Origin of the sequence: Polaromonas sp. (genome assembly GCF_012927415.1) — a bacterium.
Taxonomy (GTDB): domain Bacteria; phylum Pseudomonadota; class Gammaproteobacteria; order Burkholderiales; family Burkholderiaceae_C; genus Polaromonas.
This window is the reverse complement of record NZ_JABBPF010000213.1, coordinates 1-23,094: the sequence shown is the minus strand read 5'-3', so window position 1 is coordinate 23,094 and position 23,094 is coordinate 1. Positions and strand designations below refer to the sequence as shown.

24 protein-coding genes and 1 pseudogene are annotated in these 23,094 nt (G+C 59.4%); 10 read left to right on the top strand and 15 right to left on the bottom strand.

What is annotated here, in order from left to right; all coding sequences use genetic code 11:
- Positions 1–98: 98 nt before the first annotated feature.
- Positions 99–1,463: a YncE family protein gene (locus tag HHJ19_RS17525; protein ID WP_296909138.1), complete on the top strand. Its 1,365-nt coding sequence runs from the start codon at positions 99–101 to the stop codon at positions 1,461–1,463.
- The gene (locus HHJ19_RS17520) at positions 1,460–1,894 is read left to right on the top strand and encodes a DUF305 domain-containing protein (protein ID WP_296909137.1); all 435 of its coding nucleotides are present in this window, start codon (positions 1,460–1,462) and stop codon (positions 1,892–1,894) included. The genes HHJ19_RS17525 and HHJ19_RS17520 overlap by 4 nt, the downstream gene beginning before the upstream one ends.
- 10 nt (positions 1,895–1,904) lie before the next feature.
- Here HHJ19_RS17520 and HHJ19_RS17515 read toward each other — a convergent pair whose 3' ends face one another.
- On the bottom strand, positions 1,905–2,804 hold the full coding sequence (locus tag HHJ19_RS17515) for a DMT family transporter (RefSeq protein WP_296909136.1): 900 nt from the start codon (positions 2,802–2,804) through the stop codon (positions 1,905–1,907).
- A 144-nt stretch (positions 2,805–2,948) separates the two neighbouring features.
- On the opposite strand from HHJ19_RS17515, the gene HHJ19_RS17510 reads away from it, so the two are divergent.
- Entirely contained in the window at positions 2,949–3,944 is a 996-nt protein-coding gene (locus HHJ19_RS17510) for a quinone oxidoreductase (RefSeq protein WP_296909135.1), read from the top strand.
- A gap of 221 nt (positions 3,945–4,165) precedes the next feature.
- Here HHJ19_RS17510 and lspA read toward each other — a convergent pair whose 3' ends face one another.
- The 3 genes from lspA to HHJ19_RS17495 form a co-directional block, all read right to left on the bottom strand.
- Positions 4,166–4,666, bottom strand: coding sequence for a signal peptidase II (gene lspA, locus HHJ19_RS17505; RefSeq protein WP_296909134.1), 501 nt, complete (start codon positions 4,664–4,666; stop codon positions 4,166–4,168).
- On the bottom strand, positions 4,666–7,512 hold the full coding sequence (gene ileS / locus HHJ19_RS17500; RefSeq protein WP_296909133.1) for an isoleucine--tRNA ligase: 2,847 nt from the start codon (positions 7,510–7,512) through the stop codon (positions 4,666–4,668). The genes lspA and ileS overlap by 1 nt, the downstream gene beginning before the upstream one ends.
- 125 nt (positions 7,513–7,637) lie before the next feature.
- On the bottom strand, positions 7,638–8,663 hold the full coding sequence (locus HHJ19_RS17495; protein WP_296909132.1) for a bifunctional riboflavin kinase/FAD synthetase: 1,026 nt from the start codon (positions 8,661–8,663) through the stop codon (positions 7,638–7,640).
- Between the two features lie 172 nt (positions 8,664–8,835).
- Here HHJ19_RS17495 and HHJ19_RS17490 point away from each other — a divergent pair, with 172 nt between their 5' ends.
- Positions 8,836–9,393 (top strand): HNH endonuclease, encoded by a 558-nt coding sequence (locus HHJ19_RS17490; protein WP_296909131.1) that lies wholly within the window; start codon positions 8,836–8,838, stop codon positions 9,391–9,393.
- A 24-nt stretch (positions 9,394–9,417) separates the two neighbouring features.
- Here HHJ19_RS17490 and HHJ19_RS17485 read toward each other — a convergent pair whose 3' ends face one another.
- Entirely contained in the window at positions 9,418–10,287 is an 870-nt protein-coding gene (locus HHJ19_RS17485; protein WP_296909130.1) for a tripartite tricarboxylate transporter substrate-binding protein, read from the bottom strand.
- A gap of 379 nt (positions 10,288–10,666) precedes the next feature.
- On the opposite strand from HHJ19_RS17485, the gene HHJ19_RS17480 reads away from it, so the two are divergent.
- Both HHJ19_RS17480 and HHJ19_RS17475 read left to right on the top strand, forming a co-directional pair.
- Entirely contained in the window at positions 10,667–11,740 is a 1,074-nt protein-coding gene (locus HHJ19_RS17480; protein ID WP_296909129.1) for a helix-turn-helix transcriptional regulator, read from the top strand.
- A 364-nt stretch (positions 11,741–12,104) separates the two neighbouring features.
- Positions 12,105–12,635 carry a hypothetical protein gene (locus HHJ19_RS17475; RefSeq protein ID WP_296909128.1) on the top strand — a complete coding sequence of 177 codons (531 nt, stop codon included), beginning with the start codon at positions 12,105–12,107 and terminating at the stop codon, positions 12,633–12,635.
- A gap of 172 nt (positions 12,636–12,807) precedes the next feature.
- On the opposite strand, the gene HHJ19_RS17470 is transcribed toward HHJ19_RS17475, so the two are convergent.
- The 3 genes from HHJ19_RS17470 to HHJ19_RS17460 are packed head-to-tail and all read right to left on the bottom strand — an operon-like array spanning position 12,808 to position 15,880.
- Positions 12,808–13,923: an acyl-CoA dehydrogenase family protein gene (locus tag HHJ19_RS17470; protein WP_296909127.1), complete on the bottom strand. Its 1,116-nt coding sequence runs from the start codon at positions 13,921–13,923 to the stop codon at positions 12,808–12,810.
- A 29-nt stretch (positions 13,924–13,952) separates the two neighbouring features.
- Positions 13,953–15,149 (bottom strand): acyl-CoA dehydrogenase family protein, encoded by a 1,197-nt coding sequence (locus HHJ19_RS17465; RefSeq protein WP_296909126.1) that lies wholly within the window; start codon positions 15,147–15,149, stop codon positions 13,953–13,955.
- Positions 15,150–15,199: 50 nt separating this feature from the next.
- Complete coding sequence (locus HHJ19_RS17460; RefSeq protein WP_296909125.1) at positions 15,200–15,880, bottom strand: YceH family protein; 681 nt, start codon at positions 15,878–15,880, stop codon at positions 15,200–15,202.
- 17 nt (positions 15,881–15,897) lie between these two features.
- Here HHJ19_RS17460 and purN point away from each other — a divergent pair, with 17 nt between their 5' ends.
- Positions 15,898–16,482 carry a phosphoribosylglycinamide formyltransferase gene (purN, locus tag HHJ19_RS17455; RefSeq protein WP_296909124.1) on the top strand — a complete coding sequence of 195 codons (585 nt, stop codon included), beginning with the start codon at positions 15,898–15,900 and terminating at the stop codon, positions 16,480–16,482.
- Positions 16,483–16,708: 226 nt separating this feature from the next.
- Complete coding sequence (locus tag HHJ19_RS17450; protein ID WP_296909123.1) at positions 16,709–17,263, top strand: fasciclin domain-containing protein; 555 nt, start codon at positions 16,709–16,711, stop codon at positions 17,261–17,263.
- Positions 17,264–17,379: 116 nt separating this feature from the next.
- Here HHJ19_RS17450 and HHJ19_RS17445 read toward each other — a convergent pair whose 3' ends face one another.
- The 5 genes from HHJ19_RS17445 to HHJ19_RS17425 form a co-directional block, all read right to left on the bottom strand.
- Positions 17,380–17,751: a MauE/DoxX family redox-associated membrane protein gene (locus tag HHJ19_RS17445; RefSeq protein WP_296909122.1), complete on the bottom strand. Its 372-nt coding sequence runs from the start codon at positions 17,749–17,751 to the stop codon at positions 17,380–17,382.
- 222 nt (positions 17,752–17,973) lie between these two features.
- Positions 17,974–18,735: a succinate dehydrogenase iron-sulfur subunit gene (locus HHJ19_RS17440; protein ID WP_296909121.1), complete on the bottom strand. Its 762-nt coding sequence runs from the start codon at positions 18,733–18,735 to the stop codon at positions 17,974–17,976.
- A 29-nt stretch (positions 18,736–18,764) separates the two neighbouring features.
- Complete coding sequence (gene sdhD, locus HHJ19_RS17435) at positions 18,765–19,103, bottom strand: succinate dehydrogenase, hydrophobic membrane anchor protein (RefSeq protein WP_296909120.1); 339 nt, start codon at positions 19,101–19,103, stop codon at positions 18,765–18,767.
- Positions 19,100–19,492, bottom strand: a complete 393-nt coding sequence (sdhC, locus tag HHJ19_RS17430; protein ID WP_296909119.1) for a succinate dehydrogenase, cytochrome b556 subunit — start codon at positions 19,490–19,492, stop codon at positions 19,100–19,102. Before sdhC ends, sdhD begins: the two co-directional genes overlap by 4 nt.
- Positions 19,493–19,507: 15 nt before the next feature.
- A complete protein-coding gene (locus HHJ19_RS17425) occupies positions 19,508–19,963 on the bottom strand; it encodes a CBS domain-containing protein (RefSeq protein ID WP_296909118.1) in 456 nt (151 codons plus the stop codon).
- A gap of 237 nt (positions 19,964–20,200) precedes the next feature.
- Between HHJ19_RS17425 and HHJ19_RS17420 the strand changes: the two genes are divergently transcribed.
- The gene (locus tag HHJ19_RS17420) at positions 20,201–20,629 is read left to right on the top strand and encodes a hypothetical protein (RefSeq protein WP_296909117.1); all 429 of its coding nucleotides are present in this window, start codon (positions 20,201–20,203) and stop codon (positions 20,627–20,629) included.
- A gap of 108 nt (positions 20,630–20,737) precedes the next feature.
- On the opposite strand, the gene HHJ19_RS17415 is transcribed toward HHJ19_RS17420, so the two are convergent.
- A complete protein-coding gene (locus HHJ19_RS17415) occupies positions 20,738–22,354 on the bottom strand; it encodes a peptide chain release factor 3 (protein ID WP_296909116.1) in 1,617 nt (538 codons plus the stop codon).
- Positions 22,355–22,397: 43 nt separating this feature from the next.
- Complete coding sequence (locus tag HHJ19_RS17410; protein WP_296909115.1) at positions 22,398–22,634, bottom strand: DUF1653 domain-containing protein; 237 nt, start codon at positions 22,632–22,634, stop codon at positions 22,398–22,400.
- 54 nt (positions 22,635–22,688) lie between these two features.
- Between HHJ19_RS17410 and HHJ19_RS17405 the strand changes: the two are divergent.
- Positions 22,689–23,094: pseudogene (locus tag HHJ19_RS17405) on the top strand (SAM-dependent methyltransferase); the annotation flags it as partial.

The following is a 23,094-nucleotide window of genomic DNA, read 5'->3' as shown; positions in this document are numbered from 1 at the left end:
CATGCCAAAGCCGCTTGCACCAATTCATCCGCCCACGCCAGGCAACTCCGGATACCTTTTTAGTTTTCAACGCAAGCCAGTTTAATTAAAGGAACGTCATGAATGCCAATCGCCGCGAAATTCTTAAATACACGGCCGCCGCTGCCGCCACTGCCGCAGCATTGCCCGCCAGCTTTGCCCAGAACGCGACAGGTTCGATAGATGCCCGCGACCGCGTTTTCATCACCAATGAAGACTCCAACACGCTGGTGGTGATCGACCCGCGCACCAACACCGTGGAAACCACCATCAATCTGACCAGCTTTGATGAAGATGCGCGCCCGCCGTTTCGCTACATCACGGCGGGTATTGCCCCCACCCATGCGGCCATGATTCACAAACCGCTGTACCACGGCTGCATTGATGCGCACGGCGCCGTGCCGTCACCGGATGGCCGCCTGCTGGCCACCAGCGGGCGCGGCTCCAGCAATATTTACCTGATCGACGCGGTGGAAAAGCGCGTGATCGGCAACACGCCCAATCTGGCGGCCGGACCCACCACCAATCCGGAGCGCCTGTCCAGCGGCATCCTGCTGGGACGCGAGCCGCATGAGCCCACGTTCAGCCGCAACGGCAAAGAGCTGTGGGTCACCCTGCGCGGTGAAGACCGCATTGCGATTCTGGATGTGGACCGGGCGCTGAAGCAGTTGCGCGGCTCCGACGTTTCATCGGTGCGCCAGTTCCTGCCAACGCTCAACGGACCGGCGCAGGTGTGGTTCAACCGCGAAGGCTCGCTGGCTTTCGTGGCCAGCCAGAAGGTGGCCCAGGTCGATGTGTTTCAAGTCAACCTGGGCGCCGACGGCCACTCGCAGCCGAAGCGCCTGACCACGCTCGACATCAGCGCGCAGGACAAACTCGGTTTCACGCCCTTCATGAAAACCACACCCGACGGCCAGGAGGTCTGGTTCTCCCACAAGCTGGCCGATGCGTTGTCATGCCGTTCGACGCGCGAGGGTTTCGATCTGCTCGACAGCGTGTCCCTGGGTGCCATGGGGCGACCCAACCATGTGGAATTCGTGGCCAATGCAAAAGGCAGTGTGGTGTATGCCAGCCTCGCGCGGGTAGACGACAGTGGCCCCGGCGGCGTGGCTTCAAGCCAGATTGCGATCATCGACCGAAGTGCAAAAACCGGCGATCGCAAAATGACAGGCAGCTTTTTCAGCCACGGTCGCGAATCGCATGGCCTGTGGACAAATCCTGAAAACACCTTGCTTTATGTTGCCCACGAGCAGGACGAACTGCCCGGCACGCCAAACGCCGGCCAAACCGTTTGCAGCGCCTTCGATGTCAGCGACCCGTTCAAACCAAACTTCATCGCGCAAATTGCACTGGGCAACCTGGCCTTGCCGTCGGGCGGCCTGCGCAACAAGAAGAGCATCAACCTGGTGTACGTGCGGCCCGGGGTGAAAGGCCAGACGGCATGAACGCTGCCGCCAGGATTCGAACGCGACTCATGCTGGCCGTCATCACGGTCGTGCTGGCGGGCAACGCGATGGCGCAGCAAGCCTCTGGTCATGACCATGCCACCCTACAGGCAAACTCCGCGCCCGGGTTTCAAGCAGCCATGGAGGCGGGCATGGCCCGCATGATGCAGGACATGCATGCGCTGGACTACAGCGGCAATCCGGACGCGGATTTTCTGGCGATGATGATTCCGCACCATGCGGGCGCGGTTGACATGGCGCGGCTGGTGCTCAGGCATGGCCGCGATCCGGCCACCCGGCAACTGGCTGAGGAGATCATGGCCGGCCAGACCCTTGAGATTGAAAGCATGACGCGGCGGCTTGCCGCATTGCGCCAGCCTTCATCCGCCGGGCCCGAGTTTCCGTCGCTGGGCGGAAACCGTGGAAATTGAGTCCAACTGCCTAACGCCGCGCCGACACCACGATCCCGCCCACAATCAGCAAAAATGCCAGCCCATGATAGAGATGCGGCAATTCGCCCAGAAAAGCCGCTGACAGCAGGGCGGCAAACAGCGGTGTCAGGTTGGTGAAAAAACCGGCCATCGCCGGGCCCACCCGCTGCAGGCCCAGGCCCCAGCAGCGGTAGGCCAGCACGGCCGGTCCGATGGCGATGTAAAGCAGCGCTGCCGCCAATGGCCAGCCCCAGCGGATGTGGGCATCGACCAACGACCATTCGCCCGCCGCGAACAGGCCCGACCAGCCCAGGCCGAAAAAAATCTGTGCGAGCAAAAAGGCCGCCCAGTCGCGGCGAAGTTCAGGCGGGTCTTTCGGCTCGGTCAGCAGCCAGCTGTAAAACGCCCAGGCCAGCGTGGCCAGCAACACATACATATCGCCCGGCACCAGCCGCACTGCCAGCAGCAGTGACCATTGCCCGCGCGACAGGACCACCAGGACGCCGGCAATCGACAGCAGCGCCCCAAGCACCTGCCGGCGCGACACCGGCTTTCCGAAGCACAGCGCGCCCACCGCCAGCATCCATACCGGAATGCTGGACGCCACCAGCGTCACATTGAGCGGCGTGGAGGTTTGCAGCGCCAGGTATTGCAGGGCGTTGTAGCAGCCAATGCCCAGCAGACCGAGCAGCGACAGGCGTTTCCAGCCGGTCCACATCGCACTGCCAGGCCGCAGCACCCTCCAGGCCAGCGGCACAAGAATGACAAAGGCCAGCAGCCAGCGCAAGAAGTTCAGCGTCATCGGCGGAATCAACTCATGCACGGCGCGGCCGACCACCGCATTGCCGGCCCAGAGCAATGGAGGCAGCGTCAGCAGCAGGGCGGTGGCGGGGCTCAAGCGTTGCGTCATGGCCGTGACTGTACCAAGCTGCTTTCAAGAGGTTGCCGGTACCGGACTCTTCAGTGCTTGCCCGAAGCAGTCGGTCGTGATTCGTGGCACCATAGTTGCCCACACCTTCCATTGATCCATTGACAGACCGCAAGGAAACACCCGATGACCCAGACAACCTCCAAAGCCGTGCGTATTGACCAGCACGGCGGCCCTGAAGAACTCAAACTGGTGGAGGTTCAGGTCGGCGAGCCCGGCCCTGGCGAAATCCGCATCCGCCACAAGGCCATCGGCCTGAACTTCATCGACGTTTACCAGCGCAGCGGCCTGTACCAGCTGCCGATGCCGCTGCAACTGGGCATGGAAGCCTCGGGCGTGGTCGAGGCCGTGGGTGAGGGCGTGACCCATCTGAAGCCGGGAGACCGGGCCGCTTATGCCAGCCAGCCGCCGGGTAGCTACTGCGAAGCGCGGGTGATGCCGGCCAAATGCGTGTGCAAGCTGCCGGATGCGATTTCGTTCGAGACCGGCGCCGCCATGATGCTCAAGGGCCTGACCGCGCAGTACCTGCTGCGCCGCACCCTGCCGCAGGGCGGGTTAAAGCCGGGTGACTTCGTGCTGTTTCATGCGGCCGCCGGCGGCGTCGGCCTGATCGCCTGCCAATGGGCCAAAGCCCTCGGCCTGCAGCTGATCGGAACGGCTGGGTCGGACGAGAAATGCGCACTGGCCAAATCGCTGGGTGCGGCTTTCGTCATCAACTATGCGACGGAAGATTTTGTCGCCCGCGTCAAGGAAATCACCGGCGGCCAGGGTGTCAAGGTGGTCTACGACTCGGTCGGCAAGGACACCTTTGATCGTTCGCTCGACTGCCTTCGCCCCTTCGGCTTGATGGCGAGCTTTGGCAATGCCTCCGGCCCGGTCGCGCCGTTTTCGCCCGGCATCCTGGGACCCAAGGGCTCGCTCTACGTGACGCGCCAGACCTTGTTCAGCCACATCACCACGCGGGAAAGCACGCAGGAAATGGCCGATGACCTGTTCGAGATGGTCAGCAGCGGCAAGGTCAAGATTCGCATCGATCAGCGCTTTGCCCTGGCTGATGTGGCCGAGGCGCACCGCGCACTGGAAGCGCGCAAGACCACGGGTTGCACGATATTGACGCTTTGAAGGCGTCTGCCGCAAAAATCACTGGCAAATAACCGGCTGGCGAGCCCGACTACCTGTTTCAAGACCGTTTTGGTATCCAATCCGCTTCATGTCCAATACTTTCGGTCATGAGTAGCTATTAATTAAGTAGCAGCCAGCGCCCCGCACAGAGCACCGTGGGCTGTTGCGGAGCGGAAGAACCCCGAGCGCGGGCTCGGGCAAGGCTGGCCGCAGGGGTGGCTTTACTTGGCGCGTCTGACTCGCAGAAGCTCATCGAGCACAAGGCAGATGGCACCGACGGTGATCGCGCTGTCGGCGATGTTGAAGGCCGGAAAATGCCAGCCGCCATAGTGGAAGTCAAGGAAGTCCACCACGTAGCCGTGCAGCGTGCGGTCAATCACATTGCCCACAGCACCGCCCAGGATGCAGGCCATGGCAAACGAAAAAAGCTTTTGCCCGGCATGGGACTTGAGCATCCAGATGATAAAGACCGCAGCGGCCAGACCGATGGCGGTAAAAAACCAGCGCTGCCAGCCTGAAGCCGACGCCAGGAAGGAAAATGCCGCGCCCGTGTTGTGCACCCGGACGACATTGAAAAAACTGGTGACATAGGTCGAGTCCCCCAGGCGGTAGTAGCCCAGAATCAGTACCTTGGTGAATTGGTCGGCGATCAGCAAGATCAGCGCTAGGCCCAGCCAGGGCAGCATGCTGCCTGCCGTTTTTTTGAAGCTGGTCTTGGCCATTATGCGAACTTCCGGACTTCACCCGTGCCGAACAGGTTGCTGGTGCAGCGGCCGCAAATCGTTGGATGCGCCGGTTCAACGCCCACGTCATCGCGGTAGTGCCAGCAGCGTTCGCATTTGACGGCAGCGCTGGTGCTGACATTTGGCCGCAGGGCGGCGCCAGCAACCAGATCAATTGCGGAGGTGATGAAGACAAACTTCAGGTCATCTCCCAAGCTGGCCAGCAGCGCATGGTCGGCGGGACTCACTTCAAGCGTCACATTGGCCTGCAATGACGAGCCCACCTTGCCGTCGGCGCGCAAGGCTTCAATGTCCTTGTTGACCGCGTCGCGGATCTCGCGGATGCGCGACCATTTGGCGAGCAGCGCTTCATCCGGTGCCGGGATTTCGGTGTAGGTTTCGATGAAGATGGAGTCAGAGTTGCCAAAAATCTTCCACGCTTCTTCCGCCGTAAAGCTCAGGAAGGGCGCCATCCAGCGCAGCATCGCGTGCGTGATCTGGTGCAGCGCGGTTTGCGCGCTGCGCCGTGCCAGCGACTTCGGCCCGGTCGTGTAAAGCCGGTCTTTCAAAATGTCGAGGTAGAAGGAGCCCAGGTCTTCGCTGCAATAGATCTGCAGCTTGGAAACGACCGGTTGGAACTCATAGACCTCGTAATGCGCCAGAATGCCTGCCTGCAACTGCGCCGCGCGGCTCAGTGCATAACGGTCGATCTCCAGCATGTCTTCATACGGCACTGCGTCTGTCGCCGGGTCGAAATCGCTGACATTGGCCATCAAAAAGCGCAGTGTGTTGCGGATGCGGCGGTAGGCGTCAACCACGCGGGCCAGAATCTTGTCGTCGATGGCGAGGTCGCCCGAGTAGTCGGTCGAGGCGCACCAGAGGCGGATGATTTCGGCGCCCAGCTTGCCTGAGACCGCTTGCGGCGCCACCACATTGCCTTCGCTCTTGCTCATCTTGCGGCCCTTGCCGTCGACCGTGAAGCCATGCGTCAGCAGGCCCTTGTACGGCGCGTGGTCATACATGGCGCAAGCCGTCAGCAGCGACGAGTGAAACCAGCCCCGGTGCTGGTCGTGGCCTTCAAGGTACAAATCCGCCGGCCAGGTCGATTGCGCCGCGTGGCTGTGCCGCAGCACATGGTCGTGCGTCGTGCCCGAGTCAAACCACACGTCGAGAATGTCGGTGCTTTTGATGTAGTCGGGCGCGTCGGCACCAATGATCGATTCGGCGCTGGCCTTGCTCCAGGCCTCGATGCCGCCGGCCTCAACCATGTCGGCGGCCTGGTCGATGATTTCCATGGTGCGCGGATGCAGTTCGCCGGTGGCGGTATGGATGAAAAAGGGCAGCGGCACGCCCCAGTTGCGCTGGCGGCTGATGCACCAGTCGGGCCGGCCGGCAATCATGCTTTGCAGGCGGAGTTTGCCGTTTTCCGGGTAGAAGCTGGTTTCTTCAATGGCGGCCAGCGCCAGCTGGCGCAGCGTGCTGCCGGCCTTGTCTTTTGTAAACACGCCCTGGGTGCCCGATGTTTCCTCGTCCATGCGGATGAACCACTGCGCGGCGGCGCGGTAAATCACCGGCGTTTTGTGGCGCCAGCAGTGCGGGTAGCTGTGAAGAATGTCGTGCGTGGCAAACAGGCGGCCGTGTTCGCGCAGCTTCTCAATCACCAGCGGCGCGGCTTTCCAGATATTGAGTCCGCCAAACAGCGGCAGTTCATCAACGTAGCGGCCATTGCCCTGCACCGGGTTCAGGATATCGTCAGTCGCAATGCCATTGGCCACGCAGGAGTTGAAGTCTTCCACGCCGTAAGCGGGCGAGGAATGCACGATGCCCGTGCCGTCGTCAGCGGTCGCGTAGTCGGCCAGAAACACCGGGCTGAAACGCCGGTAGCCGTAATTGCCCTCGTCATCTTTGACGTCGTAGAACGGATGCTGGAAATTGAGCAACGCCAGGTTTTTCCCTTTCGTGGTGGCCAGAAGGGTCCCGCCGAGCTGGTAGCGCTCCAGGCATTTTTCGACCAGCACGGCGGCCAGCAGCAGGATGCCGCGCCCGGTGTCGACCAGCGCGTAGTCCAGTTCGGGGTTGAGGTTGAGCGCCTGATTGGCCGGAATGGTCCAGGCGGTGGTGGTCCAGATAACCGCGAAAGCGTCTTTCGCCAGTGTTCCCAAGCCAAACGCGGCAGCCAGCTTTTCAGGCTCGGCGCACTTGAAGCCGACATCGAGCGTCTGCGATTTTTTGTCGGCGTATTCGATTTCAAACTCGGCCAGCGAGGAGCTGCAGTCAAAACACCAGTACACCGGTTTCAGGCCGCGATAGACAAAGCCGCGCTCGATGATGCGTTTAAGGGCGCGAATTTCATTGGCTTCATTGCCGAAATCCATGGTGCGGTATGGGTTGTCCCATTCGCCCAGCACGCCCAGGCGCTTGAAGTCGGCCATCTGGCCGGCGATCTGCTCGGTGGCAAAGGCGCGGCTTTTGGCCTGCACTTCATCGCGCGGCAGGTTGCGGCCATGAAGTTTTTCAATTGCATTTTCAATCGGCAAGCCATGGCAGTCCCAGCCTGGCACATAGATCGCGTCCAGCCCCTTGAGCTGGCGCGCCTTGACGACCATGTCCTTCAGAATTTTGTTGACGGCGTGGCCGATGTGGATATTTCCGTTGGCGTAGGGCGGACCGTCATGCAGCACAAACTTCGGCGCGCCGCAACGCGCAGCGCGCAAGCGTTTGTAGCGGCCCCCGTCTTCCCATTCCTTGACCCATTCCGGCTCCCGCCTGGGCAGGTCGCCACGCATGGGGAAGGGGGTGTCTGGCAGGTTCAGGGTGCTGCGGTAATCGGTTTTTTTATCAGGCATGAGGTGTTTCGATGGCGCTTTTGGGGCTTCGGCCTGAAAAAACAGGGCCGCTGGATGAGGGCGAAAACGAAGCCGTTCGCAGGCGAGGCTGGAAGCAAAGATAAAGGCAACGGGGATGAGATCGTCTAAATTCGGTCCCGCGTGGTCTGGCGGGTGGTCTCAATATGCATCGACGCTGGAAGCGGCTGGGCAAAAAATGTCCGGGCATCACGACAATCCTGGGCAATGCCTTTTTTCAGGCTTTCCAGACCCTCGTATTTCAATTCGTCGTGCAGTTTGTATAGCAGTTCCACGCGGATGATCTTACCGTATGCCCCTTCTGCGCCAAGGCTGGCCGGCCAGGCCAGACAATGCGTCTCAAGCAGCACGCGACCGCCGTTGACGTCTTCGGAATCGATTGAAGGCCTAATGCCCAGATTGGCAACGCCGGGCAGGGGCTGCTCAGCCAGACCATGTACCTGCACGGCAAAAATTCCGCTGGCAGCCGGCTTCCAGTGCGCAAACCGCAGGTTGAGGGTGCGACAACCCAGCTCCCGCCCCAGCTTGCGCCCATGCACCACATGGCCGGATATGCTGTAAGGACGGCCCAGCAGTGCAGTGACCCGCGCCATTTCGCCCTGCGCCAGCGCGTCACGTACGGCCGAGCTGGACACCCGGCTGTTGCTCACCTCATAACTGTTCATGCGCGCCACATCAAACCCAAGCCGTTCGCCAGCGGCGTCCAGCATGGCGTAGTCGCCGGTGCGCCTGGCACCAAAGCGAAAGTCGTCACCCACCAGAACGTATTTCGCGCCCAGGCCCTTCAGCAGGACTTCCTGAATGAAAACCTCGGGCAGCTGCGACGCCAGGCGGGCATTAAAGGGCAGGATTACGCACTGGTCCATGCCGCAGTGCTCGAGTTCGCCGAGCTTGTCCCGCAGTGTGGCGATGCGTGCCGGAGCCAGCTCGGGTTTGTGCGCGAGCGCCGCAAAATAGTCACGCGGATGCGGCTCAAAGGTGACAGCGCAACTGGGAACACCGCGGTGCCGAGCCTCGTTTTTCAGCAGTGCCAGCATGGCCTGATGGCCACGGTGAACCCCGTCGAAATTGCCGATCGTCAGGGCGCATTGCGCTGCGAGCTCGGGGTTTTGGTAGCCGCGGAAGATTTTCATGGAGTCAATTATCGTTTTTATAGCTGTCCAGCCCGCCGGTGCGGTACGGGGCGGGGGGTAAAGCGTGGGCAAGCATCAATTTAGCGCGGTTTTCATGTTGCTTTCATGGTTTCGCGGTATATTGATCCATTGACAGTTCGATGCCGTTTTTCCATTCCCATGGAGGTTCGTTTTGAAGGTCCTGAAACTCTCAGCCCAGGGGTTGCCACAAGCGTGGATCAGCCTTGAACTGGCCGTGCTGCATTACGCGGCTGACGAAGTGCGCTGGGAGATGGGCGCGCGGATTGCCACCTTTCATGGCGGTCACAACGCCGTTACCGGCGAGCAATCCATCATCACGGTCAACAGCATCATAGGCACCAAGGGCGTACCCAACATCAACCCCTTCGACCTGATTCCGGGGCTAACCAACGGCAAGTTGTTCGCGCGCGACCGCAATGTTTGCGCCTACTGTGGTGATCCACTGCACGAAGAAGACCTGACGCGCGAGCACATCATTCCGCTCGCGCAACAGGGTGTTGACAGCTGGATGAACGTGGTTACGGCCTGCCGCGCCTGCAACCATCGAAAAAGCAACCGCACGCCCGAGCAGGCCCACATGCCGCTGCTCTACACACCTTACGTTCCCAGCCTGTGGGAAGACTTTATTTTGCGCAACCGCCGGATTCTGGCGGACCAGATGGAGTTTCTGATCGCCCACGTTCCCAAGTCATCACGCCTGCTCAGCTGAAAAAAGGCAGCGTTCGTTTGAGCCTCAAAACGGTTCGACATAGCGCTCGAATTCCCCCTCCTTGAGGATGTAGCGCGCGTGAAAAGGCAGCTCTTCGACAATTTTCTTCATGGCATCAAGTTCGCCCTGCATGAACGCGCCGGCGCTCTTTCCTGGAACGTAGCTGTTGCTGAACGCTGCCTTCTGCTCTAGAAAGCTGCTGTATTGCGGCATCACCGCCACCTTGTCGAGCGCGTCGGACAGCACCTTGACCTTTGCCGGATCGGTGCCGGCCCTGACGACGATGGCGCGGAACTGGTTGCGCCCACTGCCAAAGCCCAGTTCACCGGACGCCGGCACGTCCTTGAAGCCGGCAAGGCGCGCGGCGTTGAACACGATGATGGGCCGCAGCTGCTTCGCGTCGATAAGCGACTGTACGTCACCGGGCTGGTCGTACAGCGCATCGGCTTGTCCGTTGAAGGGCGCGCGGTAGCGCTCCTCGGGATTGGACAGCGGAACCGGAGCAAGGCGGATGCCTTTGATGGCCAGCTGCTGCAGCATCAGGTAGTCTGGACTGCCCAGCCCGCTGATCGCGACGTGCAGCTTGTCGGGGTGCAAGCGCGCTTCTTTCTCGAAGTCGGCCCAGGTTTTGAAGTGGCTGTTTGCTGGCAGGAAAAGCGCCGAAGGCTGCTTCATCATGATCGCCAGCGGGATGACATCGGCCATTTTCCAGCCCGGGTTCAGGTACGCAAGCAACGAGAACGTATCGGCGGTCAGCACCGCCATCGTGGTGCAGTCATTCGGTGCGGCCATCAGCTTGGCCATGCCGGTGTTGCCGGTGGCGCCGGGAACGTTCGTCACGGTCACGGGCGCAGCCAGAATGCCGGTAAGAAGCTTCGCGCTTTCGCGCGCCAACTGGTCCGCGCCACCGCCAGGTCCGAACGGAACAATGAGTTCCAGCGCGGTGGCATTCGGCTTTTCGTCTGCCCGCATTGGTGTGGTGACGGCGCATGCGAGCACGATTACCGGAACGCAAAACACAGATGAAAGCCGCCTCGATTGCAATAAGGGGTACATAACAATTTCCTCAAGTGCGTGTCAAATGTAAGAGGGCACGCGAACCATAGTTCCTGACCAGTAAAGTTGCTATCCTTCTCAGGGAGGGGATCGTAGTGCCGTGCGACAAGATACGGCGGCGACTTTCTGACCGGTATTTGGCCTTAGTGGCTGACGGCACACAGCGCACGCGTCTGCTCTCGTGCGATCACAATGCAACGCGTGGGGAGGGCCCGCAATGTTCAAAAAAGCCGGGGAAATGGCGCGGCTACGTCAGACCTGCTGTCTGGGATTGACATCGTCCATCGTCATGCCGCAAATTTTGGCTGATCTTCATCAGGTCGTGATGTCGGACCGGATACATTTCGCCTGGACCGACAGACTGGGTAATGTGGTCAATGGCTACTTCGAAAAACCGGATGCCAGGGCGCTGGATTACTTCAAGCACCATCACCTGCGCTTTTTTGATGATGTCGGCCTGTCCTTTCGGCAGGCCCTGCTGTTCGGGAAATCGACCGGCAACTTTCGCTGGCCCTTTAGACCCGGGTTCGAAGGTACCGAGAGCCATGAGCGGCTTTTTGGATCGCTTGGACTGGAACATTCCCTTGATGGGGTGCTCCGGGATCGCTATGGTCCGCTCGGGCTGATTTTTCTGCTCAGGCGTAGGGGCGAAGCTGATTTCAGTGCCGAGGACGAAGCCAATCTTGCGCAGACGCTGCCGTATATCGCCCATGCCATCTCGCATGAAGCGAAAACACCCGAGTCCTTTATCGAAGCGGGCGATGCGGGTTTGATGGTGTTTGATTTTGAAGGCCAGTTGAAATACCAGTCGGCGCATGCCAGGGAGTTATGTCTTTACGCGCTGGCTGACAACATGGCACCTGGATGGGAGGCGACGATTGGTATCCACGACATGGAGCTTGCGCTGTGCTCGCTGTTTGATCGCGTCAGGCGCGCGTTCGATGAAAACTTGCTTGCTGACCCGCCGGCGTGGATCATTGCCAACAAGTGGGGCGAGTTTCAGCTTCGGGCCTACGCGCTGCAAGAAAGCACCGGCAAGCCTTCTTCCTACGGCGTCATCGTGAAAAAAAAGCTTCCGATCGAGGTTTGGCTACTGCAAAAAATCAAGGAAATGCCGCTTTCGAACAAGCAGCGCGAGGTGTGTTTTTTGCTGGCCCGGGGCGTTGAAACGTGTGAAATTGCCAAGCAGCTCGGCATTGGCCAGACAACGTTGAAGGAACACATCCAGACGGTCTATCGCAAGCTTGGCATCCACAAGCGCGAAGAACTGCTGCGGCTGGTGCTTTCATGAAGGCCTAAGCCCGAAACGGTTCAAAAAATTCCTCTTGGTTCCTGACACCTTAATCCTGAGTTGAACCGCTGCGACAGTTGCCTGTCGATTGACCAAAACAAAAAATGTGTCGAAAGGGCCGGCATCCTCCTGCGACATCACAGTGGCACGCGTTACGAAGGAACAGGGTTGGGCGCTCTGTGTCTTGACCGCCTTGCAGGGCATCGTACGCCGTCCCCGCGTTTTCGCGCACGGCGCGCATACGATTCCCTCCTTGGGGAGGATGGCAACGCCTCTCGCCCACAACTATCCTTGGCCTGTCACCGCAAATAGCCGCCCCTTCTTGGCATGACAAACCGAGCCCCCACTTTTTCAGGAGATTGTTATGAACTTTGTTCCAACCCCCGGTAAAACTGCGCGCGCCGTGCTCGGGGCGCTCGCGCTACAGACGCTTTGCCTGGTGTGGACCAGTGCGTTGGCCGCTCAGCCACCCGAGCAGGTAACCGTTATCAATGGCCCGGCGAGCCCGGTTCCGGTTGCGGTTTCGGGTACGTTAAACGTTAATCCTGCGCCACAAGTTTTGAATCCCTACCAAGAAATGAAGTCGATCTCGGATTCTTCAACCTGTGCCCCGCATTGCATCATTACTTTCAATGCGGTGCCCGTCGGGAAACGGTTGGTCATTACCCATGTTACTTCCCAGATCGGCACGGTGATAGATGCGTTCGTCATTGAAGGCAATGGAAACACGATCTTCATCCCGAAGGCATACCCGACCGCTGGCGTGATATCTGCACCGGTGACGACCTATTTCGAGGCTGGGAGCACCCCAACTGCCCGCTTCTTTGCGCAAGATACGACGCAACACACCTCCCTGATCGTCACTTTCGTCGGGTACTTCGTTCCACTGAAGTAAGAGCCCGACGGGCTTTCAGCGAGCCTTGCTGTTCGGCAAGTCGGCCGGCAACTTTCGCCGGCCGTTCAAGCCGGGGATTGACGCACCGAAACTCATGAGCGGCATTTGGATTGCTCGGGCTGGATCACGGCGACAGCGGGCGAGATCGGTGAGTACTTGATGTCCCCAAACCCTAGGCAAACACGCCCGCCGTGTCCTGCATCTGTCTGGACACCTCGCCCAGATGGTGCAGCATGTCGCCAAAGGTCATTTCAAGCTGGGTCAGCTTCTTGAAATAATGGCTCACGATGTACTCGTCGGTCACGCCAATGCCGCCATGGAGCTGCACCGCCTGCTGGCCGATAAAACGCATTGAAATGCCCAGCTGGTACTTGGCCCTGGCCAGCGCCCGGCGGCGTTCGTCGGCCGGAGCATTGAGTTTGAGCGAAGCGTAGTAACTCATCGAGCGGGCTAGCTCGAGCTGCATCTTCATGTCGGCGACGCGGTGGCGCAGCGCCTGAAAACTGCTGATGACCACGCCAAACTGCTTGCGGGTGTTCATGTAGTCGACCGTGATGGACAGTGTCTTGTCCATCACGCCGACGGCTTCGGCGCAGCTGGCGGCAATGCCGATGTCAATGGCATGCTCGAGCGCGCTCAAGCCATCAAGGGTAATCAGGCTGGCGGGCGCATTGTCGAGCCTGACTTCTGCCGCGCGCGCGCCATCTTGCGTGACATACCCCTGCGTGGCGACGCCCGCCGATTGGCGTTCCACCAGAAACAGCGCCAGCGCGCCATTGGCCATGGCGGGCACGATGAAGGCGTCTGCCTGGTCGCCAGCGGGTACTATGCTTTTTGTAGCAGTCAGTGACCATGAATCCTGGACGTGAGCCGCTTTTGCATCACATTTTTCGAAATGGTAGCGCGCTGCGCGCTCCTGGTAGGCCAGCACCACCAGGCTTTCACCCGAAGCTATTTTGGGCAGCCAGGCCGTTTTGACAGCCTCTGGCGCATAGCCCGAAAGCACGCCGCCCGCGATCAGCGTCTGCACAAACGGCTCGAGAACCAGGCCACGACCCAGCTCTTCCATGACAACCATGGCTTCAACCGGCCCCATGCCCAGGCCGCCATCCGCTTCGGGGATGTAGAGGCCGGGCAAGCCCAGTTCGGCCAGCTCGCCGTAAGCTTCGCGTGAAAACCCGCTCGCGCTGGCGATGCTGCTGCGGCGCCCGAAGTCGTAGCCTTTGTCAACCCACTTGCGAACCGCGTCGCGCAGTTGTTGCTGGTCGTCGGTGAAATCAAAATCCATGATTGCTTAGTCCTTTAAATCTTGCTTCTTCAACCGAGTACGACCTGGGAAACTATGTTTCGCTGCACTTCGTTGGAGCCGCCGTAAATCGTCGTCTTGCGCAGGTTGAAATAGGTCCCGGCCAGTGGCGCGTTGGCGACCGCGCCGCCGGGGAAGTTGCCTTGCCAGCCCGCTTCCATGGCCTCTTCAATAAACGGCAGGCTGAACGGGCCGGCGGCCAGCATCATCAGCTCGCCGTAGCGTTGCTGGATTTCGCTGCCGCGGATTTTCAGCAGGCCGGCAATATCAAGCGAGTTCTTGCCTGATTTTTCGGCGGAGAGCACGCGCAGCACCAGCATTTCGAGTGCCACCACGTCGACTTCAAGCTTGGCGATTTCGTCGCGAAAACGGCTGTCTTCATAGACGCCTTCGGCTTTGGCGATGCGCTTGAGGCGTTCAAGTTCGCGCTTGGAACGGTTCACGTCCGCAATATTGGTGCGCTCGTGGCTGAGCAGGTGCTTGGCGTAGGTCCAGCCCTTGTTTTCCTCGCCGATCAGGTTGTCGGCCGGCACTTCAACGTTGTCGAACCAGACCTCATTGACCTCGCTCTCGCCGTCAAGTAGTTTGATCGGGCGTACCGTCACGCCGGGCGACTTCATGTCGATCAGCAGAAACGAGATGCCGGTCTGCGGCTTGCCTTCGTTGCTGGTGCGTACCAGGCAGAAAATCCATTCGCCGTACTGGCCCAGCGTGGTCCAGGTTTTCTGGCCGTTGACGATGTAGACCTCGCCCTGGCCTGGTATTGTTTTTCTTTCTGCCTTGCACTTGAGCGATGCCAGGTCGGAACCCGCGCCCGGTTCGCTGTAGCCCTGGGACCACCAGACATCGCCGCTGGCAATGCCAGGGAGAAAGCGCTGTTGCTGTTCCGGGCTGCCAAAGGCCATGATGACCGGTGCCACCATCACCGGGCCGAAAGGAACGACGCGCGGCGCTCCGGCCAGCGCGCATTCTTCTTCAAACAGATGTTTTTGCACGGCGTTCCAGCCCGGACCGCCAAACTCCTTGGGCCAGCCATGACCCAGCCAGCCTTTTTTGCCCAGAATCTTTGCCCAGCGCTGCATGTCGTCACGAGACAGGCGCAGTGCGTTGTGCACCTTGTGCGAAATATCGCCCGGCAGGTTGGCATGGACCCAGGTGCGAATCTCTTCGCGAAAGGCCTGCTCTTCGGGGGTGAAAGCTAAATCCATTTTGAGTTCTCCAATTGGTGGTTTGTAGCACGGCCGTTTGCGCGGCGCTGTCAGGATTGAGACAGTCCCAGCTCTTTGTACAGGTGCATCAGCTGGCCTTGCAACTGCGCCAGCTGGCTTTCGAGTGACTCAATTCGTTGCTGCAGGCGCTCGGCCTGGCCCACTGAGACCGGTTCTGCATCAGCATCCACGGTCTCGTTGCCTGAACCGGGCTGCCGCAGCGTCAGCGGCGCGTCGCCGCAAAGCAGGTGCACCCAGCGCTGCTCCCGCATGCCCGCGGCCCGTGGCAACTGCGCCACCATGGTCGCGCCGCTGTCGTCACCGCGCGCCTTGAGCTCGGCCAGCGCGTCCTCCACGCTGGCGATGTCGGGGAATTTGTACCAGCGTTCACTGCTGGTGCGCAATTCCCCGGGTGTTTGCGCTCCACGCAGCATCAACAAACCCAGCAGCACGGCCTGCGGCTCGCTGACCGCAAAGCCGCGCTGAAAATTGTGCTCAAAACGCGGTACGCGGCTGGAACTTGCTTCAAACACCAGACTTTGCGTCTTCAGTGCGTCAATCGACTCCTGGGCTTGCGCCTCTGTCATTTCCATCACCGGGTCACGGCTGGATTTCTGGTTGCAACCGAGCAGTAGCGCGTTGAGTGACAGCGGGTAACTGTCGGGCACGGTGCGGGCCTTTTCCATCAGCGTGGCCAGCACGCGGGCTTCGTTCGGGGTAAGGGTTCTCATGGCGATAATCTTAATCAATGAAGAACATCGTCATCCTGATTTCAGGCAGTGGCTCCAACATGGCTGCCATTGCCCGTGTCGCAAAAAAAGAAAACTGGCATGAAATGCCGGGGCTGCGGCTTGCCGCCGTTATCAGCAACAAGCCTGAGGCCACGGGGCTGGTGCTAGCGAGGGGTTTGGGAATTGCGACCGATGCAGTGCCGCACCTCGATTTCGCTTCGCGTGAAGCTTTCGACGCCGCGCTGATGGCGCGCATCGAGGTGCATGCCCCGCAGCTGGTGGTGCTGGCCGGCTTCATGCGGATTTTGACGCCGGAATTTGTCAAGCATTACGACGGGCGGCTGATCAATATTCACCCTTCGCTGTTGCCCGCTTTCACGGGCCTTGATACGCACCAGCGCGCCATCGACGCCGGTTGCAAAGTAGCTGGCGTGACGGTGCATCAGGTGACGGCAGCGCTGGACCACGGCGCAATTCTGGCGCAGGCGGTGGTGCCGGTCTTGCCCGGCGACACCGCCTGCGCGCTCGCGGCCCGGGTGCTGACGCAAGAGCATCTGATTTATCCGCGCGCCGTTCGTGCATTTTTTGAGCGCAGCGCCTGATTTGCGACGCTGCGTCTGCCAAAAAACTCCGGTCTCCGTTTTTTTTGACCCTGGGGGTGGCGCGCTTCGCCATCTTTACCGGGGCGCGGCAAGATTCGGTCTGATTGTTGAAACAAAACTGAATCCGGTGGGTCATGCGCGCCGTATTGCTTGAAGCCGCTTGAATCGTTAACCCCATGTTCCGGTTTCGGCTTTTGTTTTTTACATCAATCTCAAAGGAATGCTCATGCAAACGAAATTCAAACTCGCGTCTGTTGGTCTTGCCATGGTTTTGTCATTGGCCGCCTTGCCCTCGTTCGCCCAGGTCATGGTCGGTGGCGCGCCGATGCTCGCGTCGAAAGACATCATCGACAACGCTGTCAACTCCAAAGACCACACCACACTGGTGGCAGCCATCAAGGCGGCCGGACTGGTGGAAACGCTCAAGGGACCAGGTCCCTTCACTGTTTTTGCACCTACCAATGAGGCTTTCGATGCCCTGCCAGCCGGTACGGTAGACACGCTGCTCAAGCCTGAAAACAAGGCCATGCTGTCTGGCATCCTGACCTACCACGTCGTGGCCGGCAAGATGGATGCGGCAGCGCTGACCAAGGCGATTAAGGCGGGCAAGGGCAAAGCCACGCTGAAAACCGTGGCTGGCGGCAATCTGACAGCCACCGCAAAGGGTGGTAAGGTCATTGTGACCGATGAAAAAGGTGGTTCGGCCAAAGTGACCATTGCCAACGTTTACCAGTCCAATGGTGTGATTCATGTGGTCGACAAGGTTTTGTTGCCCAAGTAATTCCCGCGCGACATGAGCCCGACGAGTTAGCGGCTCATCATCGCGTGGTAAGGCTGGATGGGGTTTACCGCCGCATGCAGCCTTTTTGCGTCATGGCGCTGGTTTCATGACCGGCGTCAACGCGGGTCGCGGGTATAGCACCAGGCCCAGACAACAGGCAGCAGCTGTAGCGGCAAACGCAGCCACAAACCGAGCGGACTGAACTGCGTGAACAATTCCGGATGCAGCGCCATTTGCACGTTGGCGGGAAATACCGCAATCGACACCGCAATGATTCCCCAAGCGCCAGCAACCTGCCATCGCCGAACCAGTATCAAGGCACCAACGCCAGCTTCCGCAAGGCCGCTTGCATAGACCAGCGACTCATGCCACGGCAGATAGGGCGGCATCATTGCAATGTAAAAAGAACGGTGCCAAAAGTGATTCAGCCCTGCACCAATGAACAAAACGCCGAGCAGGTAACGGGAGAGCGTTTTTAAATTCGGCATTTGCGGATTATTCAACAATCACTCATACTATAAAAATGATAGCTAACTATGAACGTATTATTTGGACAAGCGCCCTAAAGCATCACATCTTTGGCTGAAACAACAGCACAGCGAGTTTGCGCAGCGCATGGAACCTGATTTTGGGCCTCAATTGCGCACTCCCAAGCAGGGCTGCGGCAGACCAGGCGGCTGGATGGCAACGCGAAAGAAAATAGACCAAATTCAGGCGCTTTCGTCCGGCTTGATTGACGAGGTAGAGTGCGTTGGCAACTTGCCGTCGATCTGCACATCCAGCATCCGCAACCTTATTTTCTCGATGGCATGAGAAGGCTCCAGGCCTTTCGGGCACACCTCGGAGCAGTTCATGATGGTGCGGCAGCGGAATAAGCGGTAGGCGCCAGCCAGGTCGTCGAGCCGCTGGGCGGTTGCGCGGTCCCGGCTGTCGGCAATAAAGCGGTAGGCCTGTATCAGGCCTGCAGGGCCAACAAATTTTTCCGGATTCCACCAGTAAGACGGGCACTGACTGCTGCAGCACGCGCAAAGAATGCACTCGTAGGCACCATTGAGCCGGTCACGATCCAGCGGTGACTGTAGGCGTTCTTTTTCCGGCGGAGGCTCTGCGTTAATCAGGTAGGGTGATATCGAATGGTATTGCTTGAAGAAGTTGGTCATGTCGACGACCAGATCGCGAATGATCGAAAATCCTGGCAAGGGGCGAATCACGACCGGTTGTTTTAAAGCCTTGAGTCGCGTCACGCATGCCAGGCCGTTGCTGCCGTTGATGTTCATTGCGTCCGATCCACAGACGCCTTCACGACATGATTTTCGCAGTGTGAGCGTATTGTCCTGTTGCTTGAGCCGGATCAGCACATCGAGCAGCATGTGATCGGTCGCACCGATTTCGATGGTGTAGTCCTGCATGTACGGCTTCGCGTCAAGCTCGGGGTTGTAGCGGGAAATGGAAAGCTGCATGAATGGCTCCATTGATTTGACGGGTGGCTGCTATCGCCTGGCTAGGTCTGCGCCCGAAAAAGTATCCAGACCAGCCAGACGCCAACCCCTGCCAGCGCAATACCCAGAACATTAGCCAGCAGTGGCCGCAAGCGTGCTGGCTGCACATAGTCGAACACCACGTCGCACAGACCCACCCACATGTGCGACAGCAGCGCCACAAAAAAAACAAACAGGGCAACGCTAATGGCGGGTTTTGCCACCCATTCCCGCCACTCCGGGTAAGAATGAATGGGGTAAATCAAAAAATAAAAGAGAAAAGACAAGACGAACAACAGCATGTAAGCCGCACCCACGCGCTGCGCAAGCCAGGTCCCAAGCCCGGCGAGCTTGCGGTTCACAGCATGGCCCCCGCCGCCAGCAACGCCAAAACCAACCCGCCAATGTTCACCGACCAGGCGCTGCGGCGACCGCTGTGAAGCGTTGAACCCACGTTGACGTCAGTCAGCATGTGACGAATGCCAGCCAAAATGTGGTGTGCCAACGCCCAGACCAGAAACACCATGGCCGCCTTGAAAGCAAGGTTGCCGAACAAGCCTGCCACCCTTGCAAAGGCCTGCTGGTTTCGAAGCGAAAGATCCAGCAGATACACCGCAAAGGGAACACCTACGGCCAGACAAACGCCGGTGATCCGGTGCAAGATGGATGTCAGCGCACCGACGGGGAGCTTGATCTGCGCGAGATTAAGAAAAACCGGTCGGGCCGGAAAGTCGACGGAATACTTTTTCACAGAAGATCCTGACCCTTACTGGTAGCCGATGCCCATGACGTAGTTTCGCAAAAGAGACTCTTCGTATTGCTCCTCTTTCATCAGTAATCGGAGCGCATCTCGCGCATTGACGACTCCCACCGGTTTGCCATCGCCGTCAATCACCGGAAGATGGACCAAGCCTTGTGTCTGCATCTTCAACAAGACGTCGGCCAATCTGTCGCTGGCCCGGCAAAAGGTCACTTGCTGGGTCATTACGTCCGCCGCTGCGGTCTGGCAGGCGTTTCCCGCGCAATGACCAATCTGCCGGACGACATCCGATTTGGTGATGACGCCGGCCATCGTCATGTCTGGGTTGCAGACCACAACCAGGCCGATCTGGGTCTGCCTCAGCAATTTCGCCACATCGATCAGCAGCGCATCACTTGCAGTTGTTGCCAGTCGCGAACCGGCGATTGCGCCAATGCTGCTGACAAGCGGAATACTGCCCATCGGTTTTTCCTTTTTTGGTGACCGCGACTGGTCAAGTTACGCCACCTGGCGAACGTGGCTTGTAGGGCAATATCGTTTGTTGGAGATTTCAACGCGAGCTCTGAACTTTTCCAGACAAGCGGCAGGTTTGTCGGGGATGAGGGCGCCACGACTTGCCCAAAAAGCCTTGCAGTCAGCCTCTTTGCCGCAGAATGGCAGAATTTGCGTGTTTGTACGCCACTTGCTCAGGAGTCGTTTATGCCAGACAGCAAAAAAGTCACCCGGGAACGCGCCCAGCTTCTTTTTAAAGCACTTTCAAGATGGGACTACGAAGGCGGCGCGGGACCTGACCACCCGGGCCTGGTGCCAGGTGAGGTGCAGCCCAATGTCCCGCCGCTGGCCAATGCCGAACTGGTGCAACTGCAGACCCGAGTCATCGCACTGGAAAATCTGGTGATCGCGCTGCTTGCAGATGCGTCAGATTGGCAAATCGAGCTTGCCCGGAAAGGTGCGGCCTTCATTAGCCCCAGGCCTGGCTGTACCCCGCATCCCCTGACGATCAACGCCGCAAACCAGATGGATCATCTGGTACAGCGAAGCACGCTATTCCGCGTCGACGGCAACCCTAGCGCTCCGGGGCAAGCCAGCCTCGTTGCTTCGCGGAATGGAAATGTTTCTTTCCCGTGATTGAAGTCCGTGCTCAACAAAATGCGCATCGTGACCCTGAAAAAATCAGAATGCTATAAAAATAATAGCTAACTAGATCTGTATTGCCGGGACAAGAGCCCTGAAACACTACATCTTTGCCTGAAATACCAGTCCGGCGTGCTCGCGCAGCGCGTGAAACTTGATCTTGGGCCACTGTTGCTCGACCGCGCGCAAAGTGGCGCTGTGATCGACCAGCAGGGTCGGCGCATCGACGGCATCGAGCGCGACCCGGTGCGCATTGGCGTCCATGAATTTTTTCAGCTCGTTCGCATCGTCGCACGTCACCCAGCGCGCCAGGTTGAAGTTGCTTGGCATGATGCGGGCCTTCACGCCGTATTCGTGCTCCAGCCGGTGCGCTACCACCTCGAACTGCAACTGGCCAACGGCGCCCAGCAGAAGCAGCGAGCCGGCAATCGGGCGGAACACCTGAATTGCACCTTCTTCACCCAACTGCGTCAGCCCGGCGCGTAACTGTTTGCTGCGCAGCGGGTCAGCCACTTCCACGGCGCGGAACATTTCCGGTGCAAAAAATGGCAGACCGGTGAACTGCAGGGCCTCGCCTTCGGTCAGCGTGTCGCCGAGCTGCAGCACGCCATGATTGGGAATGCCGATGATGTCGCCGGCAAAGGCGGTATCAAGCAGTTCGCGGCGCTGGCTCATGAAGCTCACCACCGTGTTGGGCCGTAATTCCTTGCCGCTGCGAACCACTTTAAGCTTCATGCCGCGGGTGAATTCGCCGCTGGCGACGCGCAAAAAAGCAATCCGGTCGCGGTGTGCGGGGTCCATATTGGCCTGGATCTTGAAGACCACGCCGGAAAACTTCCTTTCGTCCGGATGCACGATGCGCTGCATGGCCGGGCGGTCGGCGGGGGCTGGCGCCAGATCGACCAGCGCATCGAGCACTTCCTGCACGCCAAAATTGTTGATGGCCGAGCCGAAAAACATCGGCGTCTGTTTGCCATTGAGAAATTCTTCGCGGTTGAATTCGGGCGAAGCGCCGTTCAGCAGTTCGAGCTCGCCCTGTGCCTGGGTGAATTCCGCGCCAAAGCGTTTGCTGGCCTCGGCATTGTCCAGCCCGGCCAAAATTTCATCGTCGCCGCCGGCCTTGTCCTCGCCGGGGCTGAAAACGCGCATGCGCTTTTCGCGCCGGTCATAGACGCCGTGGAACAGCTTGCCCATGCCGACCGGCCAGGTAAAGGGAACGACCGCCATGTCGAGCTCGCGTTCGATCTCGTCCATCACGCTCATCGGGTCCTGCACCTCACGGTCCATTTTGTTGACAAAGGTCAGGATCGGCGTGCCGCGTGCACGGCAGACCTGCAGCAGGCGGCGGGTTTGCGGCTCGACGCCGTTGGCTGCGTCAATCACCATCAAGGCGGCATCGACGGCGGTCAGCACGCGGTAGGTGTCTTCGGAGAAGTCCTGGTGGCCGGGCGTATCCAGCAGGTTGATGACGCAGTCGCGGTATTCCATCTGCATGACCGAGCTGGCGACGGAAATGCCGCGCTGCTTTTCAATCTCCATCCAGTCGGAGGTGGCGTGGCGCGCGGCCTTGCGGGCTTTCACGCTGCCGGCAATCTGGATCGCGCCCGAGAACAGCAGCAGCTTTTCAGTCAGCGTGGTCTTGCCCGCGTCGGGGTGGGAAATGATGGCAAACGTGCGGCGGCGCTTGACCTGTTTGGCGATTTCAGTATTTTCGGACATAACCCGTGATTATCGGCGACGCCGATACATGGCCGGGCAATGTTCAGTCTGGTTGCCTGGCAAAGCGCGGCTGGCTGATGCCGTCCATCACCACGTCTTCGTTGAACATGGCAGCCGGCCGCACCCACAGACCCTGCTTGCCATACAGCGCCCGGTAAAGTGTCATCGGCTCCAAGCTTTCGCTGTGGCGCGCGGTGCCGACGACTTCATAAAACAGGCCCTTGTAGTGGCGGTAGCGGCCAGGCGGAGTTTCGATCAGCAGGGGAAGGTGTTCTGGCATGGTCAATCAGCGCTGCAATCAGTAGCGGGCCGTCTGCAGTGGGACAATAGAGTCATGCATCCTAACGCCTTACTCGACTGTTGTTCCGAGCTTCTCAAGCAGGTTCTCAAATTTGACCATCCCGCCGACATGGTGGTGTCACGCTATTTTCGCGACATGCGCCTGGGCCCCCGTGAGCGAGCCACCGTGGCTGAAACGATTTATGGCGTATTGCGCAAAAAAAATCTCTACAGTTACCTGGACCAGCATGGCAGCGGCCCGCAGGAAAGGCGTTTGGCCATTTTGGGTTTCGCCGCCCCGCGCGATTTTTTACACGGCGCGCTGACCGAGCAGGAAGAGGACTGGCTGTCCCGCTGCGACCAGGTGAAGCCGTCGGATCTGATGGAATTGCATCGGCACAACCTGCCGCAGTGGCTGGTAGAGCCGCTCAAGGAGCAATTGGGCGAAGATTGCTGGCCGC

Coding starts and splice junctions, on each gene's coding strand:
- HHJ19_RS17525 (WP_296909138.1), top strand. CDS start 99: ATGAATGCCAATCGCCGCGAAATTCTTAAATACACGGCCGCCGCTGCC.
- HHJ19_RS17520 (WP_296909137.1), top strand. CDS start 1,460: ATGAACGCTGCCGCCAGGATTCGAACGCGACTCATGCTGGCCGTCATC.
- HHJ19_RS17515 (WP_296909136.1), bottom strand. CDS start 2,804: ATGACGCAACGCTTGAGCCCCGCCACCGCCCTGCTGCTGACGCTGCCT.
- HHJ19_RS17510 (WP_296909135.1), top strand. CDS start 2,949: ATGACCCAGACAACCTCCAAAGCCGTGCGTATTGACCAGCACGGCGGC.
- lspA (WP_296909134.1), bottom strand. CDS start 4,666: ATGGCCAAGACCAGCTTCAAAAAAACGGCAGGCAGCATGCTGCCCTGG.
- ileS (WP_296909133.1), bottom strand. CDS start 7,512: ATGCCTGATAAAAAAACCGATTACCGCAGCACCCTGAACCTGCCAGAC.
- HHJ19_RS17495 (WP_296909132.1), bottom strand. CDS start 8,663: ATGAAAATCTTCCGCGGCTACCAAAACCCCGAGCTCGCAGCGCAATGC.
- HHJ19_RS17480 (WP_296909129.1), top strand. CDS start 10,667: ATGTTCAAAAAAGCCGGGGAAATGGCGCGGCTACGTCAGACCTGCTGT.
- HHJ19_RS17475 (WP_296909128.1), top strand. CDS start 12,105: ATGAACTTTGTTCCAACCCCCGGTAAAACTGCGCGCGCCGTGCTCGGG.
- HHJ19_RS17470 (WP_296909127.1), bottom strand. CDS start 13,923: ATGGATTTTGATTTCACCGACGACCAGCAACAACTGCGCGACGCGGTT.
- HHJ19_RS17465 (WP_296909126.1), bottom strand. CDS start 15,149: ATGGATTTAGCTTTCACCCCCGAAGAGCAGGCCTTTCGCGAAGAGATT.
- HHJ19_RS17460 (WP_296909125.1), bottom strand. CDS start 15,880: ATGAGAACCCTTACCCCGAACGAAGCCCGCGTGCTGGCCACGCTGATG.
- purN (WP_296909124.1), top strand. CDS start 15,898: ATGAAGAACATCGTCATCCTGATTTCAGGCAGTGGCTCCAACATGGCT.
- HHJ19_RS17450 (WP_296909123.1), top strand. CDS start 16,709: ATGCAAACGAAATTCAAACTCGCGTCTGTTGGTCTTGCCATGGTTTTG.
- HHJ19_RS17445 (WP_296909122.1), bottom strand. CDS start 17,751: ATGCCGAATTTAAAAACGCTCTCCCGTTACCTGCTCGGCGTTTTGTTC.
- HHJ19_RS17440 (WP_296909121.1), bottom strand. CDS start 18,735: ATGGAGCCATTCATGCAGCTTTCCATTTCCCGCTACAACCCCGAGCTT.
- HHJ19_RS17425 (WP_296909118.1), bottom strand. CDS start 19,963: ATGGGCAGTATTCCGCTTGTCAGCAGCATTGGCGCAATCGCCGGTTCG.
- HHJ19_RS17420 (WP_296909117.1), top strand. CDS start 20,201: ATGCCAGACAGCAAAAAAGTCACCCGGGAACGCGCCCAGCTTCTTTTT.
- HHJ19_RS17415 (WP_296909116.1), bottom strand. CDS start 22,354: ATGTCCGAAAATACTGAAATCGCCAAACAGGTCAAGCGCCGCCGCACG.
- HHJ19_RS17410 (WP_296909115.1), bottom strand. CDS start 22,634: ATGCCAGAACACCTTCCCCTGCTGATCGAAACTCCGCCTGGCCGCTAC.